Here is an 18458-nt window from a genome sequence, read left to right as displayed (position 1 = left end):
CGTCCTCGGGCGGGGACACGCCGAGGTGTCGAACGGGGTCCCCGGGGCATCGGCGGAGTATGGATGCACAGTCATGGGCCCTGCGGGGGCGGAGCCGGGCACGCGGCGCCGCGGACGGTACGGCGATGGCCGTGGCGGCTCGGTCCGGCTTCGTCGCCCGCGGGCTCATCTACGTTCTCGTCGGCGTCCTCGCGCTGCGGATCGCGCTGGCCGACGACCACCGGCAGGCCGACCGGGGCGGGGCGCTGGAGGAGCTGGCCGGGCGGCCGTTCGGGGCGGCGATGCTCTGGGTCGTCGGGGCGGCGCTCGCCGGCATGGGGCTGTGGCGGCTGTCGGAGGAGGTGTTCGGCGGGCCCGGACCGCGCGGTGCCAAGCCGTCGAAGCGGATCGCGGCGGCGGCCCGGTGTGTCTTCTACGGCTTCGTGTCCTTCTCCGTGCTGTCCTACGCGGTCGGTCACCGGGGCAGCGGCAGCGGCTCCTCCGACCGGGGCACCCGGGACGTCACCGCCATGGTCCTGGGCCGGCCGGGCGGCCAGTGGCTCGTCGGCCTCGCCGGTGCCGCCGTGGTGGTGGCCGGTCTGTGGATGTCGGTCCGGGCGGTGCGCAAGAAGTTCCGCAAGGACCTGCGGACCGACGCCATGTCGCGCGGGGCCGAGCGGTTCACGGACTTCTTCGGCGTGGTCGGCGGCGCGGCGCGCGGTGTCGTCTTCGCGGTGGCGGGGGTGTTCGCCGTCGTCGCCGCCGTCCGGCACCGGCCCGGCGAGGCGAAGGGCATGGACGACACGCTGCGCGCCTTCCGCGACCTGCCGGCCGGCCCCTGGCTGCTCGCCCTCGTCGCGCTCGGCCTCACCGCGTTCGGTGTCTTCTCGTGGTGCGGCGCACGCTGGCGCCGGCTGTGACCCGCAGGCCGTGACGGGCCTCGCCGGACGACGGCGGGCGGGCCTCACGGGGGGGGGACACGGAGACCTCCCGCCGGACGGCCCCGCGCGGCGGACCGGGTGCGGCGTTCGGGGCGCCAGGTGGCCACGAGGGCGCCGGCCGGCGGCAGTCAGCCCCACAGCGCCCGTGAGCCGGCTGCGGCCGGGCCGGCCGGGTGGCAGTCGCGCTCAGCCCGGGAAGCGTCCCGTGGAGCGCAGGCTCCAGCGCCGCTCGGCGTACGCCAGGTCGTCGCGCCACAGCCGGCCCGCGGTACGGCGGACCGCCGGGGCGACGAGCGCCGCGGCCCGGCGTGCCGCCGCGAACCCGCGCCGTTCGGAGGTGGCCACGACCGCCTCCACGACCGCGGTGCGCGGCCTGCCCAGGGCGTCGGTGCCCAGCGGCGTCGCGTGGGTCTCCACGACGGAGCCCTCGCCCTCGCCGTCGGTGATCCGCATGACGACGGTGCGCGGGCCGGGCGCCGTGAACACCGCGCGCACCGGCACGACGAGCCGTCCGGCGAGCCTGAAGGACACGTCGACCGTGAACGCGTCGTCCGCGCCGGGGACGCCGACCACGGTGAGGTCCACGAAGGAGTACGGGTGGAACCAGGCCCCGTGCCACGGGTCGAGGCGGTTGGCGACCACGTCCTCCGGCTCGCAGCGGCCGGCCGCGGTGTACACGGCCGTCAGCGCGCGGTCCGCGCCGGGGCGCTCGGGCACCGGCGGGCTGCCGGTGGGTTCCTCGCCACCGGCGTCGTCGAGCCGTACCCACAGCAGCACGCCGTCGTCGTGGGCCGGCCAGGGCTCCCAGCCGGTGAACGGCCCCCCGTCGAGGGCGAGTCCGTGCCAGTGGCACACCAGGGTGCCGCAGCGCACCGGGCTGTCCCGCAGCGGCGCGCCCAGATGGGGGCAGACCCCTGGCCCGGCGACGAGGCGGCCCGTCGCGTCCCGCCACAGCACCACCTCCCGGCCGGCGACGGTGCGGGCCAGCGGCCGGTCCGGGCGCAGCTCGCGGGTGGCTCCGACGACGTACCAGTTGCCGGTGGGGCGGGCCTGGGCCCGTTTCAGCGCGTCGGCGATCAGTGCGGGCCGGGCGTCGCGCCAGGTCGGACGCTGCCGCTCCCAGGCGACGGGCGTCCGGCGCAGCCGCACCGGCAGGCGTCCGCGCCGGGGCCGGGAACGAGGCGTCACCGGACCTCCTCGGGCCGGGGGAACGGGGGGAAGTGCCCGGCGGGGACACGGACCGCCGCGCGCCGGTCGGCGAGCCGGGCGGCGGTCACCCGCAGCAGCCCGTCGGCGGCGACGAGCGCGCGGCGCCTGCGGGGCACGGCGGCACGGCGGTGCAGCACCGCCCAGCCGTCGGCGGCGACGGCGTCCAGGATGCCGCCGTACAGCACGAACGCGGTGCGGATGCAGGGGCGGGCGACGGGATCGAGCATCGGCAGTCCGGGGGCGGCTCGCCGGTACGCGGCGCGGGTGAGGGCCGCGAACTCCCGTACCGCGGCGGTGACCCGGGGGTCGGTGCGGCCGCTGTCCCGGCAGTACCGCAGCAGCGCGCGGTCGACCCGGTGCGCGGCGAGCAGGTCCTGGGGCAGATAGATCCGGCCGCGGTCGAGGTCCTCCCCCACGTCCCGCAGGAAGTTGGTGAGCTGGAAGGCGACCCCCAGTTCGGCGGCGTAGGGCGCGGCCTGCGCACGGGGCACCACGGTGCCGAGGACGGGCAGCATCTGGAGCCCGATCACGGCGGCCGAGCCGTGCATGTAGGCGCGCAGTTCGTCGTAGTGGGCGTATTCGGTGACCGTCAGATCGCTGCGCATGGCGGTGAGGAAGTCGGCGAAGTGACGGTGGTCGATGGCGTAGCGGCGGCTGGTGTCCGCGAGGGCGACGATCACCGGGTCGGCGCCGTCCCCGCCGGCCAGTCCCCGGGCGAGGTCGTCGGCCAGCCGGTCCAGGGCGGCGGCCCGGCGCGCCGTGCCGGTGCCGTCGTGGCCGGCGGGGGTGCCGTCGGGTACGTCGACGATGTCGTCGGCCCAGCGGGCGAAACCGTACAGGGCGTGCACGGCGGGGCGCCGGGCGGGCGGCAGGAGCCGGGTGGCGAGGAAGTAGGTGCGGCCGTGCCGGGCGTTCAGTTTCCGGCAGCGGTGGTAGGCGGCGCGCAGCCGGGGATCGGTGATGCCGGCGGCGTCCAGTTCCCGTGCGGTCATCGTCGCGCTCCCTGGGCCGCCGGTGTGCCGCGCCTGCGGGCGCCGGGGCGCGGGCGGGGCAGGCCGGTGATGCGGGCGGCGGCCAGTTTCCCGGACAGCAGGACGGGCGGTACGCCCACGCCGGGGGTGGTGCCGCAGCCCGCGAGGACGGCGTTGGCGGTGCCGCGCACCAGGTTGCGCGGCCGGAACGGGCCGGTCTGCGCGAAGGTGTGCGCGGCGGAGAAGGGGGTGCCCGCCGCGTGTCCCAGCACGCTCCAGTCCGCGGGGGTGACGAGGCGTTCGGTCTCGATCGCTGACGCGATGCCCGTCAGGCCCCGGCGGTCCAGTTCGCGCAGCAGGCCGTCGCGGTAGCGGGGGGCGAGGGCGGCCCAGTCGGCGGGTCCGGGGCCGATGTCGGTGTTGGGGCAGGGGGCGAGGACGTAGTGCAGGTGGCGGCCCGGCGGGGCCAGCGACGGGTCGGTCGCGGTGGGCCGGGTGATCAGCAGGGACGGGTCGCTCATCAGCTCGCCGGTACGGGTCAGTTCGTGGAAGGTGCGCCGCCAGGCGTGCCCGAACGACAGGGTGTGGTGGGCCAGTTCGGGCCAGGTGCGGTCGCAGCCGGCGTGCAGCACGACGGCCGACGGGGCGTGGGTGAGCCGGGCCGGGCGGCGCGGGGCACGGCCCAGCAGGCGGTAGGCGGCCGGCAGGTCGGGGGTGAGGACGACGGCGTCGCAGGGGATGCGCGTGTGCTCGGTCACGACGGCGGTGATCCGCTCGCCGCGGCGTTCGAGGCCGGTCACCCGCTCGCCGTAGCGGAACGCCGCGCCCGCCTCCGCCGCGGTGCCGGCCATGGCGCGGGGCAGCGCGTACATGCCGCCGCGGGGGAAGTACACCCCGGCGACGGTGTCCATGAAGGCGATGACCGCGTAGGCGGCCAGGGCCCGCTCGGGCGGCACACCGGCGTACAGGGCCTGGAAGGAGAAGACGCGGCGCAGCCGTTCGTCGCGCAGGTGGCGGGCGATGCGCGCCTCCCAGCGGCCGAAGCCGCCGAGCGCGGCGAGCCGCAGCAGGTCGGGGGTGAGCAGCTGGAGCGGCGAGTCGAAGTCGGCGTCGAGGAAGCGGCCCCGCTCGGTCCGGTACAGCAGGCCCAGCCAGTGCCGCAGCCGGCGGTAACCGGCGGCGTCGGCGCCCCCGGCGAACCGTTCGATCTCGGCCTCCATCGCCTCGGCGTCGGTGTGCACGTCGAGGGAGCCGCCGTCGGCGAAGCGCGCCCGGTAGGCGGGCCGCAGCGGGATCAGGTCGACGCGGTCGCGCAGCGCGGTCCCGACCGCGGCGAACGCCTCGTCGGCGATCTCCGGCATGGTCAGCACGGTGGGCCCGGTGTCGATCAGATAGCCGCCGAGTTCCAGGCGGCCGGCCCGTCCGCCGGGCCGGGGGTCGCGTTCGACCACGGTGACCCGGCGGCCGGCGCCGAGCAGATGCAGGGCGGCGGACAGGCCGGCCAGCCCGGCGCCGACGACCACGACGTGGTCGGTGGGTCCCGTCACCGTCCTGGTCACCGGCCCGCCCCCGGTCCCCCGCGGGCGCGGACCGGGCCCGTGCCGCCGTACGGGCGGGGCGGCGGGTCCGCCGGGGGCCGGGCGGTCGCCTGGGTGCGTCGCATCGCGGTTCCTCTCGCCGGTGGCGAGCCCGGCTGGGCGCGCCGTGCTCGCGTTCGTTCGTAGGTCGTGGTTCTTCCTTCTCCGCCACACATTCCGTGCGGCGGCCCCCGTGGGATGCGCCGTTCGGTGGATGTGCGAGCCCGGTGGGGACCCGGCGGGCGCCCGGCGGAGCCCCGGGGCGGGAAGACTGGCCGGATCAACGGGCCCGTGGAGGGAGCCGCCGTGGACGTGGAGTCGGACGTCGCCGTCGTGGGCGCGGGGGCCGCCGGGCTGTCGCTCGCCCTGCGGCTGGCCCGGCCGCCCGCCGGGGCGCGCCCGGTGACGGCGGTGCTGCTGGCGGCGCCGCCCGGCCCGTACCGGGCGGCGCGCCGCACCTGGTGCTACTGGGAGGCGGGTGCCGGGCCGTACGACGAGGCGCTGACCGCGTGCTGGCAGCGGCTGCGGGTGCGCTCCGGCGACGGGCGCACCCTCGACCGCGCCATCGCGCCGCTGCGCTACAAGATGCTGTCCTCCCCCGCCTTCGAGGAACTGGCCGGACGCGGGCTCGCGGGAAGCCCGTGGGTGCGGACCGTGGAGGCGGTGGTCGAACGGATCGAGTCCGCGGCGGGCGGCGCGCTGGTGCACGGCCGGCGGCCGGACGGCGGCCGGGTGACCGCGCGCGCCCGCTGGGTGTTCGACTCGCGGCCGCTGCCGCGGCTGCCGCCGGCCCGCACGACGCTGGTGCAGCACTTCCGGGGCTGGTTCGTGCGCACCCCGCGGCCCGTGTTCGACGCCGCCGCCGTCGAGCTGATGGACTTCCGCACCCCGCAGCCGCCGCACGGGCTGTCGTTCGGCTACGTCCTGCCGACCGGCCCGCGCGAGGCGCTGGTCGAGTACACGGAGTTCTCCCGCCGCCCGCTCGGCCCCGCGGCGTACGACCGCGCGCTGCGGCGGTACGTCACCGGGACCCTGGGCATCGGCGAGCACGAGGTGACGGGGTGGGAGCAGGGGGCGATCCCGATGACGGACGCGGACTTCCCCCGGCAGAGCGCCGCGCGGGTGTTCTGGATCGGGGCCGCGGCCGGGGCCACCCGGCCCGCGACCGGGTACACCTTCAGCGCCGTGCAGCGCCAAGCCGGTGCGGTGGCCGCCGCGCTGCACGCCGGGCGGCGCCCGCTGCCCCCGCGTCCGCACTCGGCCCGCTCCCGGTTCATGGACGCCGTGCTGCTGCACGCCCTCGACCGCGGCCGGATCGACGGCCCGGCCTTCTTCACCGAGCTGTTCGCACGGGTGCCCGCCGCCCGGCTGCTGCGCTTCCTGGACGGCCGCACCAGCTGGCCGGAGGACCTGGCCATCGGCCTGCACGTGCCCGCCGCCGCGATGCTGCGCTCGGCCCTCGCGCTGCCGTTCGCCCCGCGCCGTGACGGCCGCGCCCCGCGCCCGGAGACCGTATGACCCCGCCGCGCGACGCCATCCCGGCCACCCCCTGACACCCCTACGGAGACGCCATGCCCCTGCTGCGCGACGCCGACCTGGCCGCCGCGTTCGACCGCGCCGCCGACCACTACGACCTGCTGCTGGCGGCCAACCCCGGCCACTACACCCACCTGCGCCGCTCCGCCCGCCGCCTCGGCCTGCGAACTCCGGGGACGGGACTGCGTGTTCTGGACCTCGGCTGCGGCACGGGGGGTTCCACCGCGGCGCTGGCCGCCGCGGTGCCGGGCGCGGACATCACGGCCGTCGACGCCTCGGCCGGCATGCTGCGGCGCGCCGCCCGCCGGTCCTGGCCGCGCCCGGTGCGCTTCGTGCACGCCCCGGTGGAACGCCTCGCCGAGGCCGGGGTGCACGGCCCGTTCGACGCGGTCTTCGCCGCCTACCTGCTGCGCAACACCGCCGATCCGGACGCCGTCCTCGCGCACGCCCACCGGCTGCTCGCGCCGCACGGCCGGCTGGCGGTGCACGAGTACGCGCTGAGCGGGCGCGCGGCGCACCGCGCGGTGTGGAGCGCGGTGTGCGGCGGGCTCGTCCTGCCGGTCGCCACCCTGCTCGGCGACGGGCCGCTCTACCGCCATCTGTGGCGCAGCGTCGCCACGTTCGACACGGCCGGGCAACTGGGCCGGCGGGTGCGGCGGGCCGGGTTCGAGCGGGTGCGGGTGCTGCCGCTGCCGGGCTGGCAGACGGGCATCACCCACACCGTCGTCGGCCGCCGCCCGTGCGCCGGTACCGAGGGGGCGGGGCGATGAACGTTCCGGGCCGCCGCTCCGCATCCGCCCGCGCGCCGCGGCCCGGCCGGGACCGGCTGGCCCGGTCGCTGCCCGCGCCGTCCGGCGCCGCGCGCGCCGAGGGGTCCGGTGTGCCGGGCGTGGCCGTCGTCGGTGGCGGCGTCGCCGGCCTGACCGCGGCGACCGCGCTGGCCGAGCGGGGCGTGCGCGTCACCGTGTACGAGCGCGAGGACCAGCTGGGCGGACGGCTCGCGGGGTGGCCCACCCGGCTGGCCGACGGCACGGCGGTGACGATGAGCCGCGGCTTCCACGCCTTCTTCCGGCAGTACTACAACCTGCGGGCCCTGCTGCGCCGCACGGACCCGTCGCTGGACCGGCTGACCGGCCTGCCCGACTACCCCCTGCGGCACGGCAGCGGCCGGCAGGACGGCTTCCGGCACGTGCCGCGCACCCCGCCGCTGAGCGCGCTCGGGTTCGCGGCCCTGAGCGGCTCGTTCGGCGTGCGCGAGCTGGCCCGGATGCGTCCGCGCGCCGCGCTGCCGCTGTTCGACGTGCGGGTGCCGGAGGTGTACGAGCGGTTCGACCACGTCAGCGCGTACGACTTCCTGGAGGCCATCCGCTTCCCCCCGGCCGCGCGGCACCTGGCCTTCGAGGTGTTCTCCCGGAGCTTCTTCGCCGACCCCCGGCAGCTGTCGGCGGCGGAGATGGCGCTGATGTTCCACATCTACTTCCTCGGCTCGGCCGAGGGCCTGTTGTTCGACGTGCCCCGGGAGCCTTTCCCGCAGGCGCTGTGGGACCCGCTCGCCACACGGCTGCGGGGGCTCGGCGCACTGCTGCGCACCGGTACCGCCGTGGAGGCCGTCTCCCCGCGGCCGGCCGGCGGCTTCACGGTCACCGCCGCGGGCGGTGAGGAGCTGCTGTACGACGCCGTGGTGCTCGCCCCCGATCCGGGGGGCCTGCGTTCCCTGGTGGCCCGCTGCGGCGGGCTCGGCGACGCCGAGTGGCGCGAGCGCGTGGCCCGGCTGCGCACCGCACCGCCGTTCCTGGTCGCGCGTCTGTGGCTGGACCGGCCGGTGCGGCCGGACCGGCCCGGCTTCCTCGGCACCAGCGGCTTCGGCCCCCTGGACAACGTCAGCGTGGTCAGCGGCTGGGAGGGGGAGGCCGCCCGCTGGACCGCCGGGACCGGCGGCTCGGTCGTCGAGCTGCACGCCTACGCCCTGGCCGAGGACGCCGACCCGGCGACCGTGCGCAAGGAGCTGCTGGACCAGCTGAACCGGCTGTATCCGGAGACGCGCCGGGCCGGGGTGGTCGACGCCCGTCACGAGTGGCGGGCCGACTGCCCGCTCTTCCCCGTGGGCGGTCACGCCGACCGGCCCACCGTGGAGACACCCACGCCCGGTCTCGTCGTCGCGGGCGACACGGTCCGCACCGGCCTGCCGGTGGCGCTCATGGAACGGGCGGCCACCAGTGGTTTCCTCGCCGCCAACACCCTGCTGCGCCGCTGGGGGCTGCGCGGCCACGCCCTGTGGACGGTCCCGGACCGGGGCCGCACGGCGTTGCTGCGGTGGGCCGCGGCGCGCGCCGGGGGCGGCGGGTGAGGCTCAGGGGCTCCGCCGGACCCCGCCGTCGTCGCGGCCCTCCCGGTCGGAGGCCGGCCACACGTACGGCAGGTCGTCGGGCACGCCGGGGAACTCGGACGCGTACGCGTCCCGGTCCTTGCGTACGAGCGCGGACTGGTGGCTGCGGTGGAAGGCCTCGTCGCCCAGCCACGGTGGCAGCTCCCCGGCGGCGGCGAGCGCGGACTGGCCACGGACGCGGCCGCCCGGCCGGGCGGCCTCGTACCCGGCGACCAGGGAGGCCGCACAGCCGTCCTGGTGCCCGCGCTCGCGCCAGACCCGGCAGACCTCCAGGCCGTAGCGGACCAGGGCCTCCTCGTAGCCGCTCCACATGCGCACGGCCGGGTGCCTGCGCCAGCCGTAGCCGGGCACGGTCAGGCCGCGCAGGACCTGCAACGCCTCGACCCGCTGTTTGCCCAGCCGGCGCCGGTCGAGGAGCTGCGCCGAGCGCCGGAAGTCGGAGTCGGGCAGGAACGTCTGCATGGGCACCGCCTTTGGGGATGCGGTGGCGCGGGCCCGCACCGCCCGTCCGCCGGCGCGGACGGGCGGGCCCTACGACCGTGCGGCGCCCGCGTGCCGGGGAACGGGCTGTGCGGGCGGCTCGAAGCGGTGCGCCTCGTCCTGAACGAGCAGCGACAGCAGCGAGGCGACCGTGAGGCCGAGTCCGGCCTCGGCCGGGTGGCGCAGGATCTTGCCGGGGTCGATCCGGTAGGTGTTCCCCCGCCCTTCCCGGGTGTGGGAGAGGTAACCCTCCTCCTCCAGATCGACGATGATCTTCTGCACGGCTCGTTCCGTGAGCCGGCAGTGCGCGGCGATGTCGCGGATGCGGGCGTTCTGATTGTCCGCGATGGCCGCGAGGACGCGGGCGTGATTGGTCAGAAACGTCCATCCGGTGTGGGGTTCGGGCACTCCATCCATGCCCTGAGTTTACCGAGGCGGTGTTCATGCACACAAAAACACGTACTACATTTCATGCATCGCTTGACGTATTTTGGTGTCACGGGGAACGCTGGAACCGACCCCGGGCGCTCAGATGAGGGAGTGAGCCATGCAAGACCCCGTCCGTCACGCCTCTCTCCAGCTCTCTCCGGGCCGCCGCCCGGAGGGCCGGGGGGACGGGCGCGGCTCGCTGCCCCCCGGCCTGGCGACTGCCTCGTACACGACGGAGGGCCCCTGGACCCGGGTGGAGATAGCGGGCGAGCTGGACCTCGACTCCGGCGCCCGGCTCCGCGACGGCCTGCTCGCGGCGCTCGCCACGGCCGAGCGCGGCCTCGAACTGGACCTGGACCGGCTCGGCTTCTGCGACTGCGCGGGCCTGGCCGTCCTGATGGACCTGCGCCGGCGGGCCGGCCTCCAGGACAAGGCGGTGGTCCTCCGCGCCGCCGGTCCCGCGGTCGGCCGGCTGCTGTCCCTCATCGGCGCCCAGCGGCTCTTCACGCCCGCGCTGGAAGTGCGGAACTGAGCGGTCAGTGCGTGTCCGGCCGGCCCCGCCAGTCCAGGCAGACCACGAGCGCGTCGTCCTCCGGCTCGGCCCCGTCCCGGTGGCCGGTCAGCTCGCGCAGGACGGTGCGCGGCACCTCCGCCGCGGGCAGCAGCCGGGTGGACTGGATCGCCCGGATCAGGGCGGCGTCCCCGTAGGGCTCCCCCAGGGGCGAGGCCACCGCGTGCACCCCGTCGCTGACGAAGACCAGCCGGTCCCCCGGCTCGACCTCGAACTCCTGGGCCACGTAGTCGGTCTCCTCGAACATGCCGAGGGGCAGCTGGGCGTCGAACGTGATCCGCTCCACCACGCCGCGCCGCAGCCGCAGCAGATGGGGGGAGCCGGCGTCCACCACGCTCACCCGCCCGGTGGCCACGTCGAAGTCGAACATCAGGACGGACAGATGGCAGCGTCCGCGGTAGTGGCCGTAGACGGCCTGGTCCGCGAGGGCGGCCTGGTCGGCGAGGGAGACACCGGCCCGCCGCGCGTTGCGCAGGGCGTTGATGGCCAGGGTGGTCAGCAAGGACGCCTCCATCCCCTCGCCCATGCCGTTGGTGACGTACAGCATCAGCCGGTCGGCGGTGGCCGACCAGTCGTAGTTGTCGCCGAAGATGGCGTAGGCGGGCTCCAGTTGGGCGGCCAGGTCGTACTCGGGCAGCGAGAACGCACGGCCGGGCAGCAGCTGCCACTGCATCTCGGCGGCGAGGGTCAGCCGGTCCTTGCGCCGCGCCTGCACGAACACGTCCGTGTCGCGCTCGGCCACCAGGACCTCACGCCCCAGCACCTCGGCGACCTCGCACAGTTCCGCCTCGTCCTGGCGGGCGTGGTCGGGGCCGGGCAGCGTCACGGACAGCACGCCGATCCGGTCGCCCCGCACGGTGACCGGCAGATGAAGCCGCACCCGGCCGTCCCGGCAGTGCTCGGCGTGGCAGCGCTGCGAGCCGAAGGCACGGCCCGCCGGTGTGTTGAACACCGACACCGGCCAGGACGGCCGCGGCGGCACGGACACCGGCTGGAGCACGCTCAGGCCGTAGTCGGCCATCAAGAACTCGACGGCCTCCGCCGCGTACTGCTCCTTCAGTACGCGGCGGAGAGCTTCCAGCAAATGGTGGGGGGCCGCCGTCCGCAGGGCGCGTTCGGCGGCGATGAATCTCTTCACGATGAGGAATGAACCAATCTCTGTCGCCGCAGGACGTGTGGACCTGGCGGGCGCGGGGTGCCACACCCCGTGGACCGCGCCGTTCGCCCGGGCCATCCGCCTCCGGCACCCATAGCTAGTACGCTGGCGGGCACCCCAGTGCCTGCGAGAGTGTGACCGTGACTGCCTTCCACCGCCGCCCGGAGCCCGCCGAGATCGCACGCGTGACCTCCACGGCCGCGGAGTTGCTGGAAGTCCTGTGGGGCCGGGCCTCCACCGCGCCCGCCTCGGCGTCCCAGCTGCGCCTGCTGCACATCCTGGAGCACAACGACGGCGTCAACATGCGCACGCTCGCCGAGTCGCTCGCCTCGACCCCGCCCGCGACCAGCCGGCTGTTCGACCGGCTCCAGGCGGTCGGCTTCGTGGAACGCCGGCACAGTCCGGAAGACCGGCGCGAGGTGCGCCTCGGGCTCAGCGGCCGGGGCCGCGCCTTCCTCGCCGACCTGCGCGGACGCCGGGAGGCGGAGCTGCGGGCGGTGCTCGAACTGATGCCCGCGGCGAAGCGGACCGCCCTCGCCGAAGGGCTCGAGGCGTTCTGCTCGACGGCGGCGGCGCAGATACACGACGAACAGGCGCACGGATCGGGCAGCAAGTCCGCCTGAACCGCACCGCGGCGCGTCATCGCCCGCCGTGCACGGCGGCTCGCGCACGGAGCGGCCTGCGCGGACCGGAGCATCCCAGTTCCCTCCCCGTGCACATGCGACACGGTTACTTTGTTGCCATCCGGAGATTGTTGTCAAACGGCAACTGCACGTATGTGACCGTCATATGCGGGCATCTCACGACCTCCTCACAACTGCGCTTACCCCGGAATGCACGCTGTCCGCGCCGGGTGTGGCGCACCTCTCGGCGGAGGTCCGAAGCGTCCCTTCAGGAAACCCCGGCCCGGGTGTGGTCGCCTTCCCCCTCGGAGCCGGGCAGGCCCCCGGCACGCACGGGACCGGTGAGGTGATCGAGGATGTCGGTGAGGCGCAGCCGGTGGTCGAGGAAGCCCGGCCGGTTGTCCAGGCGCAGGGCGGCGCCGAGCGCGCTGGTGGTCCGGTGGATCATCAGCAGGGCGGAGAGGCCGGAGGAGTCGATCCAGGTCAGGCCGCCGAAGTCCAGCCGTACCTCGCCGGTGTGCCTGCGGCCGCGCAGATGCCGGACGACGGTCTCCACCAGTTCGTCGCTCGTGTCGTAGTCCAGCTCACCCGCGATGCGCACGGTGCAGCCGGCGGGATGCTCCGTGATCTCCACGCTGAACTCGGCGGGAAAGTAACCGGTCATGCGCGGGTGGCGGGGCCGGCGGCGAGGTCACCGGGGCGGGCGTCGAGGGCGCGGTTCCCCTCCTCCAGGAGACGCAACGCCCGGGGGAAGTCGTGCAGTTGGGCGGCGAGGAGGTCCAGCCCCGCCCGCAGGGAACGCGCCGGGACACCGCGCGCCTCCAGTATGCCCGCGGTCCAGGCGAGGAACGTGGCGAACACCTCGGCGTCGTCGACGTAGAGGGCGCAGGCCAGGAAGTCGACGATGTGGGCGATGTCCTCGGCCGTCCGTTCCCGCTGCACGTCGGTGTAGGAGCGCACCACGTGGAACCGGTCCTCCAGGTCGGCGAGGGTCTGCTTCACCAGCCGCCCGCGGGAGTGGACGACCAGCGTGTACTCCTGGTCGGCCAGGTGAGGCAGGTCGTCGACCACCTGCCGGGCCGCCGCCGGGGCCGGCCGCGGCAGGCCGCGCGCCAGCACGTCCGCCGCGCCGCGGGCGTCCGGGGCCCATGCGTCGGCCCCCAGCGAGCGGGCGTACCCGCCGTCCCGGCCGAAGGCACGGCCGCCGGCCAGGACCGGGACGCCGACGGCCTGGCAGGCGGTGATCGCCGTGTGGGCGGCCGGCAGCCGGGGCGGGAGCGAGCCGGACAGCAGCACGGCCCGCGGGTCGGTGTGGTGCAGATGGGCGATGAGGTGCGGAGTGGGCGTCTGGGCGCCCAGGTAGTCCACCTGCCAGCCGCGCAGCCGCAGCACCTCGGTCACCAGCCGGGCCGGAAAGGCGTGCCACTCGCCGTCCACGCATCCGACGGTCACCCGGCCGCGGGGCGCCCGGCCGGCGTCGCCCGCCGTCATGCGCGCCACGGCGGCGACCACCCGTTCGTTGACGGCCGTGGCGGCGTGCTCCACCGCGACACTGATCCGGTCGGCGGCCCACTCCTCGCCGACCTTCTCCTGCACCGGGGCGATCACGTCCAGCAGCGCCGTCTCCGCGTCCATCCCGGCGGCCAGCGCCTCCTGGACGGCGGCCACGCCGGCGTACTCGTCACCGGCCACGACGGCTTCCCACAGCCGCTCGCGATGCGGGGCAGCCTGGGCGACCCTGCTCACCTGCTCCTCCTGCTCTGCGACGGCCGGCCCTCGCCGCCCGCCACCGACAGCGGACCGTTCCTGGGCGCGCTGATGGCGAGGACGGCCATGTCGTCGTGGCGGCCCCCGCCGAGCCACTGCGCGGCGAGCATCTGCACCCGTTCCACGACCGCTTCGGCCGGCATGCCGGCGCACTCGGCCAGCGCGCGCCTGAGCCGGGCCTCGCCGAAGAACTCGTCACCGAGCGGGCCGCCGCGCGCCTCGGTGATCCCGTCGGTGTACAGCAGGCAGGTCTCCCCCGGCGCCAGCGTCGTCTCGACCGTGCGCGCGCTCACCGCGGGCAGCGCGCCGACCAGCGTGCCGCGGGTGGGGACCTGTTCCACCTCGCCGTTCTCCCGGACGATCAGCGGCGGCAGGTGCCCGGCGCTGGTCAGCCGGGCCCGCACGCGCCCGTCCCGGCGGCTCACCGAGGCGAGCACCAGCGTGGCGAACCGGGCGTGGTGCGAGGTCAGCAGGGCGCCGTTGAGCAGGGCCAGGACCCGCTGGTGGTCGGCGGCGAGCGGCAGCAGCGCGTGCAGGGTGTTGCGGATCTTGCCGGTCAGCACGGCCGCGTCCAGGCCCTTGCCCGCGACGTCGCCGAGGACGACGACGGTCTCCTGGTCGGGGTCGGCGCCGGGGTGGAAGTCGTAGAAGTCGCCGCCGACCCGTTCGTGGTCCTTGGCCGGGCGGTATCCGGCCGCGTACTCCACCCCGTGCACCCGCTCCAGGGTGGGCGGGAGCAGTTCGCGCATCAACGTGGCGGTGATGGCGGCCTGTTCGGTGTAGAGCCGGGCCGCGGACAGGGCGGCCCCGGCCCGCGCGGCGAACAGCCGGGCGAACGCCTCCTCCCCGTCGGAGAAGGACCTCTCGGTGCCGGCGCGCAGCAGGACCAGCGCCCCGGCGGGCACCCCGTGGCCGGGCAGCGGGGCGATGATGACGGAGCCGGGCGGCTCGGTAAACCCGTCGGGGAGCAGCCAGTCCGGGATGTCGCGGGGATCGATCCAGCGCGCCGGCACGGGCGGGAAGCCCTGGAGGGCCTCGCTGAGGCCGTGCACGCCGAACGGATCGATCTTCCGGGTCACCTGGCTCACCGGCCCGCCGCGGCGCGCGTACGTCAGGGTGTGGCGCCGGCCGTGCGGGGGCGCCACGAGCACGGCCGCCTCGGCCAGGTGCTCGGCGGCCATGGCGGCGACCTCCTCCATGCAGCGGGGCACGTGCAGCGTGGACAGGAGCCGACTGGACGCCTCCGCGAGGACGTCGGCCCGCTCATGGGCGCTGTGCAGGGCCTGTTCGGCCCGGCGGCGGTCGGTGTCGTCGACCAGCCACCACACCACGCCCCCGTCCGTGGACGGCGAGGGATGGGCCTCGAAGACGCGTTCGTCGATGGCGCCGGTCAGCGGGCCCGGCGTGGCGCCCGGGGTGCCTTCGACCACGTGCCGATGGGCGTCGGACAGCCAGGCCGGTGCGATGCCGTCCAGCCGGTCGCCGTCGGCGGCCTGTGGCAGGAGGGAGCGGGCGGCCCGGTTGAGCCGCACGAGGGCGCCGTGCCGGTCGACGACCAGCACGGGGCAGGGGGCCTCGCCCCACGCCGCACCGACACGGGCGGCGACGTCGCGCGGGCTTGCAGGGGAGCCGCGAAATGCGCACACAAGCAGGGGCACGCCCGAAGCGCGCCCCACCACCTTCCTGCCCTGGGAAATAGATGCCTTCCGGCAACAGTTGCGCATCCTGCTGCCGGACGCAACCCGCTTCGCCCGGCCGGGGGCAATTCGCGCCGGGGGCAGGCCGGCTGCGGGCCCGTCAGATACCGGGGCAAGGGGTAGGGCCGGATTCCGGGCCCGGCGGGTGCCGCGGGCCGGGTGTGTCACCGTGCGCCGGGGGCGCTCGTAGCCGGGCGCGCGCCGGGGCTCCGGCCGGCCGCGCGCCCGGTGGTGCCGGTGTCCGCGAGGGCGACGCGGGCGGTGACCCTCTTGCCCGTGCCCTCGCGGCGCGCCTCGAAGGTCTCGGCGACGGCCAGGACGATCTCCAGGCCGTGCTGCCCCACCCGGCTCGGTTCGGCGGCCCGGGCCGCCGGCAGCGCGGGATCGGAGTCCCGCACCGAGATCTCGATCAGGCCGCCGGTGATCCGCAGGTCCAGGCCGAACGGGCCGGGGGCGTACTTGCAGGCGTTGGTGACCACTTCGCTGACCACGAGCTGGGTGAGGTCCAGGGCCCGGTCGGAGACCTCGATGCCGTGTTCCGTCCGCGCGCGGTCCAGGAACCGGGCCGCGTGGTGCCGCGCCGCGGCGATGCAGCCGACGTCTCCGTCGAACTCCACGGCCGCGGCGGGCGGTTCCACGGGCATGCTCCGCCCGGCGCCGGCAGGGGCCCAGGACGCCATGGGCGTCGTTCGCACTGCGTTCACTCGCCCGCCAATACCCCGCATCCCGGACTCCATCCCCCGATTTTCATGACGTGTGTCACGTGGTGGCCAGCAGACCCTCCTTGAGCCGCTTGAGCGTGCGCGACAGCAGCCGGGAAACGTGCATCTGGGACACCCCGAGCCGCTCGCCGATCTGGGCCTGGGTCAGCTCCTCCACGAACCGCAGGTGCAGCAGCAGCCGGTCGCGCTCCTCCAGTTCGGCGATCATCGGCGCGAGGGCGTGGAAGTCCTCGACCAGTTCGAGCGCCGCGTCCTCGGTCCCGATGAAGTCCTGCAACGCGGACTCGCCGTCCTCGCTGCCGCCGATGGCCGCGTCCAGGGAGGCGGAGTTGTAGCCGTTGGAGGCCAGCCGGGCCTCGACCACCTCGTCCTCGGACAGGCACATCAGCTCGGACAGTTCCTTGACGGTGGGCGTACGGCCCAGCCGGCTGCGCAGTTCCTCGGTGGCGCGGGCCAGTTGGACCCGGGCCTCCTGCAACCGCCGCGGCACGTGCACCGCCCAGGACGTGTCACGGAAGAACCGCTTGATCTCGCCCACGATGTACGGCACGGCGAAGGAGGTGAACTCCACCTCCCGGGAGATCTCGAACCGGTCGATCGCCTTGATCAGCCCGATCATGCCGACCTGGACGATGTCCTCCATCTCCTCCGGCCCGCGGCTGCGGAACCGGCCGGCCGCGTAGCGGACCAGGGACATGTTCATCTCGATCAGCGTGTTGCGCGCGTACTGGTACTCCGGGGTTCCCTCCTCCAGCCGTGCCAGTTGGTCGAAGAAGACCTTCGACAGCTCGCGCGCGTCCTTGGGGGCCACAGCCGCGGGGTCCGTGACTCCGGTCAACTCCACCGTCCCGTCTGCCGCGCAGACGTCCGTCTTCACCGCGCCGATCGCAGTCAACCCGCTCCCCTTTCGTACCCGAGCCGCCGTTGCGGCGGCTGTCCTTGCTCGCGCCCGGTTACCCCGGTCCGCGCCGCACATGCACGCCGTGACGACGATCACGCCGGCCGGCGCGGCACGGGCGGCGCCCGTCACCACCCGCCGGTGGTACGCACCGCCTCGGCGCGGGAGTTCGTGAGGGTGAAGTGCTCCAGGGTGCCACTGATGGTGAGCAGCCTGGTGACACTCTCCTGCAAGGGGCCGAGGAGGACGAAGACGCGGCCGTTGGCCTGGTGGCGCCGCCGCGCGTCCAGCAGCGAACGGAGCAGCTGGCTGTCGCCGAAGGTCAGCCCCGTCAGGTCCACCACCGTGGCCGGCATGTCGTACTCGTCCGCCTCGTCCCAGGCAGCGCCGAGCAGGTCGCTCTCGTCGTAGTCGATCTCACCGCGCACCACGACCTCGAAGACCCGACTATGCCGTCGGACCTGCACGAACGTCTCTGACTCCCAGCGCATCCCGACATCCTGCCATCCCCCGACACGCCGAGGCGACCCCACCCCTCGGCCGGGTCCTCGACGCGTTCGCGCCGGGCGGTGCCCGCCCCGCGCGCCCGTCACCCGCGCGTGACGTCCGCCGTTCCGTCCCGCGCCGGGCCGGTGGCCTCGCTGTGCGACAGCGCGGCGAGCAGCCGCAGTTTCTCGTCGCTGTCGCTGTCCTTGTCGGGGTAGTAGACGACGAGGATGACGTCGTCGACCGGGAGTTTGTCGCGGTGCAGGCGCAGTTCGCCGACCACGGGGTGGTGGACCGTGGTCGTGCCCCCGTCGAGGCCGCGGACGTCGTGGCGGGCCCACAGGGAGCGGAACCGCTGGCTGGACAGCGCGAGTTCGCCGACCAGCTCGACGAACCGGGGGTTGTCGGTGTCGTCGCCGATGGTGGTGCGCAGGGCCGCGACGAAGTCGGCGGTGGCCCTCGCCCAGTCCTGGTGGAAGGCCCGCTCCTCGGGGTCGAGGAGCAGGGAGCGCAGCCGGTTCTCGCCGGGCCGCAGGCGCGGGGAGAGGGCGACGGCCATCGGGTTCGAGGCCAGGACGTCGAACGCCCGGCCTTCGACGAACGCGGGGATCTGGAGGTGGGCGAGCAGCTGGTGCACCCGCGCCGGCACGTGCTCGGGCCGTTTGCGGCGCGGCGCCCGGGGGCGCGCCGCCGCGAGGCCGAGCAGATACGTGCGCTCGACGTCGTCGAGCCGCAGGACATGCGCGAGGGCTTCGAGGACCTGGACGGAGGGGTTCTTGTCCCGGCCCCGTTCCAGGCGCAGGTAGTAGTCGGGGCTGATCCCGGCGAGCAGCGCGACCTCCTCCCGGCGCAGGCCGGGCACCCGGCGGTTGCCGCCGGGCGGCAGCCCCGCCTGCTCCGGTGTCACCAGCTCACGCCGGGCGCGCAGGTAGGCGCCGAGCCGGTTGTCGGATTCCTCGTCCTTCGTACCGACGTCCTTCATACCGACACCGTAATGCGGTGCGCGGGTGCGAGAGGGGGCCCTGGCAGG

The 18458-nt window shown here is 75.4% G+C and carries 19 protein-coding genes; 6 read left to right on the top strand and 13 right to left on the bottom strand.

Features of this window, described 5'->3' with window-relative positions; translation table 11 throughout:
- Positions 1-125: 125 nt before the first annotated feature.
- The gene (locus BLW85_RS32560) at positions 126-899 is read left to right on the top strand and encodes a DUF1206 domain-containing protein (protein WP_074994654.1); all 774 of its coding nucleotides are present in this window, start codon (positions 126-128) and stop codon (positions 897-899) included.
- A gap of 207 nt (positions 900-1106) precedes the next feature.
- Here the strand turns inward: BLW85_RS32560 and BLW85_RS32555 are convergent, their stop codons facing one another.
- Genes BLW85_RS32555 through crtI form a run of 3 tightly spaced genes read right to left on the bottom strand, consistent with a single transcriptional unit; the run spans position 1107 to position 4659 of the window.
- Entirely contained in the window at positions 1107-2108 is a 1002-nt protein-coding gene (locus BLW85_RS32555) for a DUF5914 domain-containing protein (RefSeq protein ID WP_074994651.1), read from the bottom strand.
- A complete protein-coding gene (locus BLW85_RS32550) occupies positions 2105-3121 on the bottom strand; it encodes a phytoene/squalene synthase family protein (RefSeq protein ID WP_070029651.1) in 1017 nt (338 codons plus the stop codon). Before BLW85_RS32550 ends, BLW85_RS32555 begins: the two co-directional genes overlap by 4 nt.
- A complete protein-coding gene (crtI, locus tag BLW85_RS32545) occupies positions 3118-4659 on the bottom strand; it encodes a phytoene desaturase family protein (protein WP_074994648.1) in 1542 nt (513 codons plus the stop codon). Before crtI ends, BLW85_RS32550 begins: the two co-directional genes overlap by 4 nt.
- A 324-nt stretch (positions 4660-4983) precedes the next feature.
- Between crtI and BLW85_RS32540 the strand changes: the two genes are divergently transcribed.
- Genes BLW85_RS32540 through BLW85_RS32530 form a run of 3 tightly spaced genes read left to right on the top strand, consistent with a single transcriptional unit; the run spans position 4984 to position 8560 of the window.
- Entirely contained in the window at positions 4984-6195 is a 1212-nt protein-coding gene (locus BLW85_RS32540; protein WP_074994646.1) for a lycopene cyclase family protein, read from the top strand.
- A gap of 53 nt (positions 6196-6248) precedes the next feature.
- The gene (locus BLW85_RS32535) at positions 6249-6983 is read left to right on the top strand and encodes a class I SAM-dependent methyltransferase (protein ID WP_074994644.1); all 735 of its coding nucleotides are present in this window, start codon (positions 6249-6251) and stop codon (positions 6981-6983) included.
- Positions 6980-8560 carry an FAD-dependent oxidoreductase gene (locus tag BLW85_RS32530; RefSeq protein WP_074994641.1) on the top strand — a complete coding sequence of 527 codons (1581 nt, stop codon included), beginning with the start codon at positions 6980-6982 and terminating at the stop codon, positions 8558-8560. Before BLW85_RS32535 ends, BLW85_RS32530 begins: the two co-directional genes overlap by 4 nt.
- Positions 8561-8563: 3 nt before the next feature.
- Here BLW85_RS32530 and BLW85_RS32525 read toward each other — a convergent pair whose 3' ends face one another.
- Together BLW85_RS32525 and BLW85_RS32520 are read right to left on the bottom strand one after the other, a co-directional pair.
- Positions 8564-9061 carry an MSMEG_6728 family protein gene (locus BLW85_RS32525; protein WP_074994638.1) on the bottom strand — a complete coding sequence of 166 codons (498 nt, stop codon included), beginning with the start codon at positions 9059-9061 and terminating at the stop codon, positions 8564-8566.
- A 69-nt stretch (positions 9062-9130) separates the two neighbouring features.
- Positions 9131-9496: a helix-turn-helix transcriptional regulator gene (locus tag BLW85_RS32520; protein ID WP_070029646.1), complete on the bottom strand. Its 366-nt coding sequence runs from the start codon at positions 9494-9496 to the stop codon at positions 9131-9133.
- Positions 9497-9626: 130 nt separating this feature from the next.
- Here BLW85_RS32520 and BLW85_RS32515 point away from each other — a divergent pair, with 130 nt between their 5' ends.
- Positions 9627-10040, top strand: coding sequence for an STAS domain-containing protein (locus tag BLW85_RS32515; RefSeq protein ID WP_079172475.1), 414 nt, complete (start codon positions 9627-9629; stop codon positions 10038-10040).
- A gap of 4 nt (positions 10041-10044) precedes the next feature.
- Here BLW85_RS32515 and BLW85_RS32510 read toward each other — a convergent pair whose 3' ends face one another.
- Complete coding sequence (locus BLW85_RS32510; protein ID WP_070029644.1) at positions 10045-11217, bottom strand: PP2C family protein-serine/threonine phosphatase; 1173 nt, start codon at positions 11215-11217, stop codon at positions 10045-10047.
- Between the two features lie 152 nt (positions 11218-11369).
- Between BLW85_RS32510 and BLW85_RS32505 the strand changes: the two genes are divergently transcribed.
- The gene (locus tag BLW85_RS32505; protein ID WP_239697711.1) at positions 11370-11858 is read left to right on the top strand and encodes a MarR family winged helix-turn-helix transcriptional regulator; all 489 of its coding nucleotides are present in this window, start codon (positions 11370-11372) and stop codon (positions 11856-11858) included.
- Positions 11859-12126: 268 nt separating this feature from the next.
- Here the strand turns inward: BLW85_RS32505 and BLW85_RS32500 are convergent, their stop codons facing one another.
- The 7 genes from BLW85_RS32500 to BLW85_RS32470 form a co-directional block, all read right to left on the bottom strand.
- Entirely contained in the window at positions 12127-12522 is a 396-nt protein-coding gene (locus BLW85_RS32500) for an STAS domain-containing protein (RefSeq protein WP_074994632.1), read from the bottom strand.
- A complete protein-coding gene (locus BLW85_RS32495; protein WP_074994630.1) occupies positions 12519-13604 on the bottom strand; it encodes a cobalamin B12-binding domain-containing protein in 1086 nt (361 codons plus the stop codon). The genes BLW85_RS32500 and BLW85_RS32495 overlap by 4 nt, the downstream gene beginning before the upstream one ends.
- Positions 13601-15271 (bottom strand): PP2C family protein-serine/threonine phosphatase, encoded by a 1671-nt coding sequence (locus BLW85_RS32490; protein ID WP_425275375.1) that lies wholly within the window; start codon positions 15269-15271, stop codon positions 13601-13603. The genes BLW85_RS32495 and BLW85_RS32490 overlap by 4 nt, the downstream gene beginning before the upstream one ends.
- Before the next feature lie 215 nt (positions 15272-15486).
- Entirely contained in the window at positions 15487-15966 is a 480-nt protein-coding gene (locus BLW85_RS32485; protein ID WP_070029640.1) for an ATP-binding protein, read from the bottom strand.
- Between the two features lie 115 nt (positions 15967-16081).
- Positions 16082-17020 (bottom strand): RNA polymerase sigma factor SigF, encoded by a 939-nt coding sequence (locus BLW85_RS32480; protein WP_079172669.1) that lies wholly within the window; start codon positions 17018-17020, stop codon positions 16082-16084.
- A 50-nt stretch (positions 17021-17070) separates the two neighbouring features.
- Positions 17071-17433 carry an STAS domain-containing protein gene (locus tag BLW85_RS32475; RefSeq protein WP_177329977.1) on the bottom strand — a complete coding sequence of 121 codons (363 nt, stop codon included), beginning with the start codon at positions 17431-17433 and terminating at the stop codon, positions 17071-17073.
- A gap of 98 nt (positions 17434-17531) precedes the next feature.
- Positions 17532-18410 (bottom strand): helix-turn-helix transcriptional regulator, encoded by an 879-nt coding sequence (locus BLW85_RS32470; protein WP_074994621.1) that lies wholly within the window; start codon positions 18408-18410, stop codon positions 17532-17534.
- Between the last annotated feature and the right edge of the window lie 48 nt (positions 18411-18458).

This window comes from Streptomyces misionensis (genome assembly GCF_900104815.1).
In the GTDB taxonomy this organism is placed as follows: domain Bacteria; phylum Actinomycetota; class Actinomycetes; order Streptomycetales; family Streptomycetaceae; genus Streptomyces; species Streptomyces misionensis.
The sequence above is the reverse complement of the archived record's forward strand: the minus strand, read 5'-3'. Positions and strand labels throughout refer to the sequence as shown.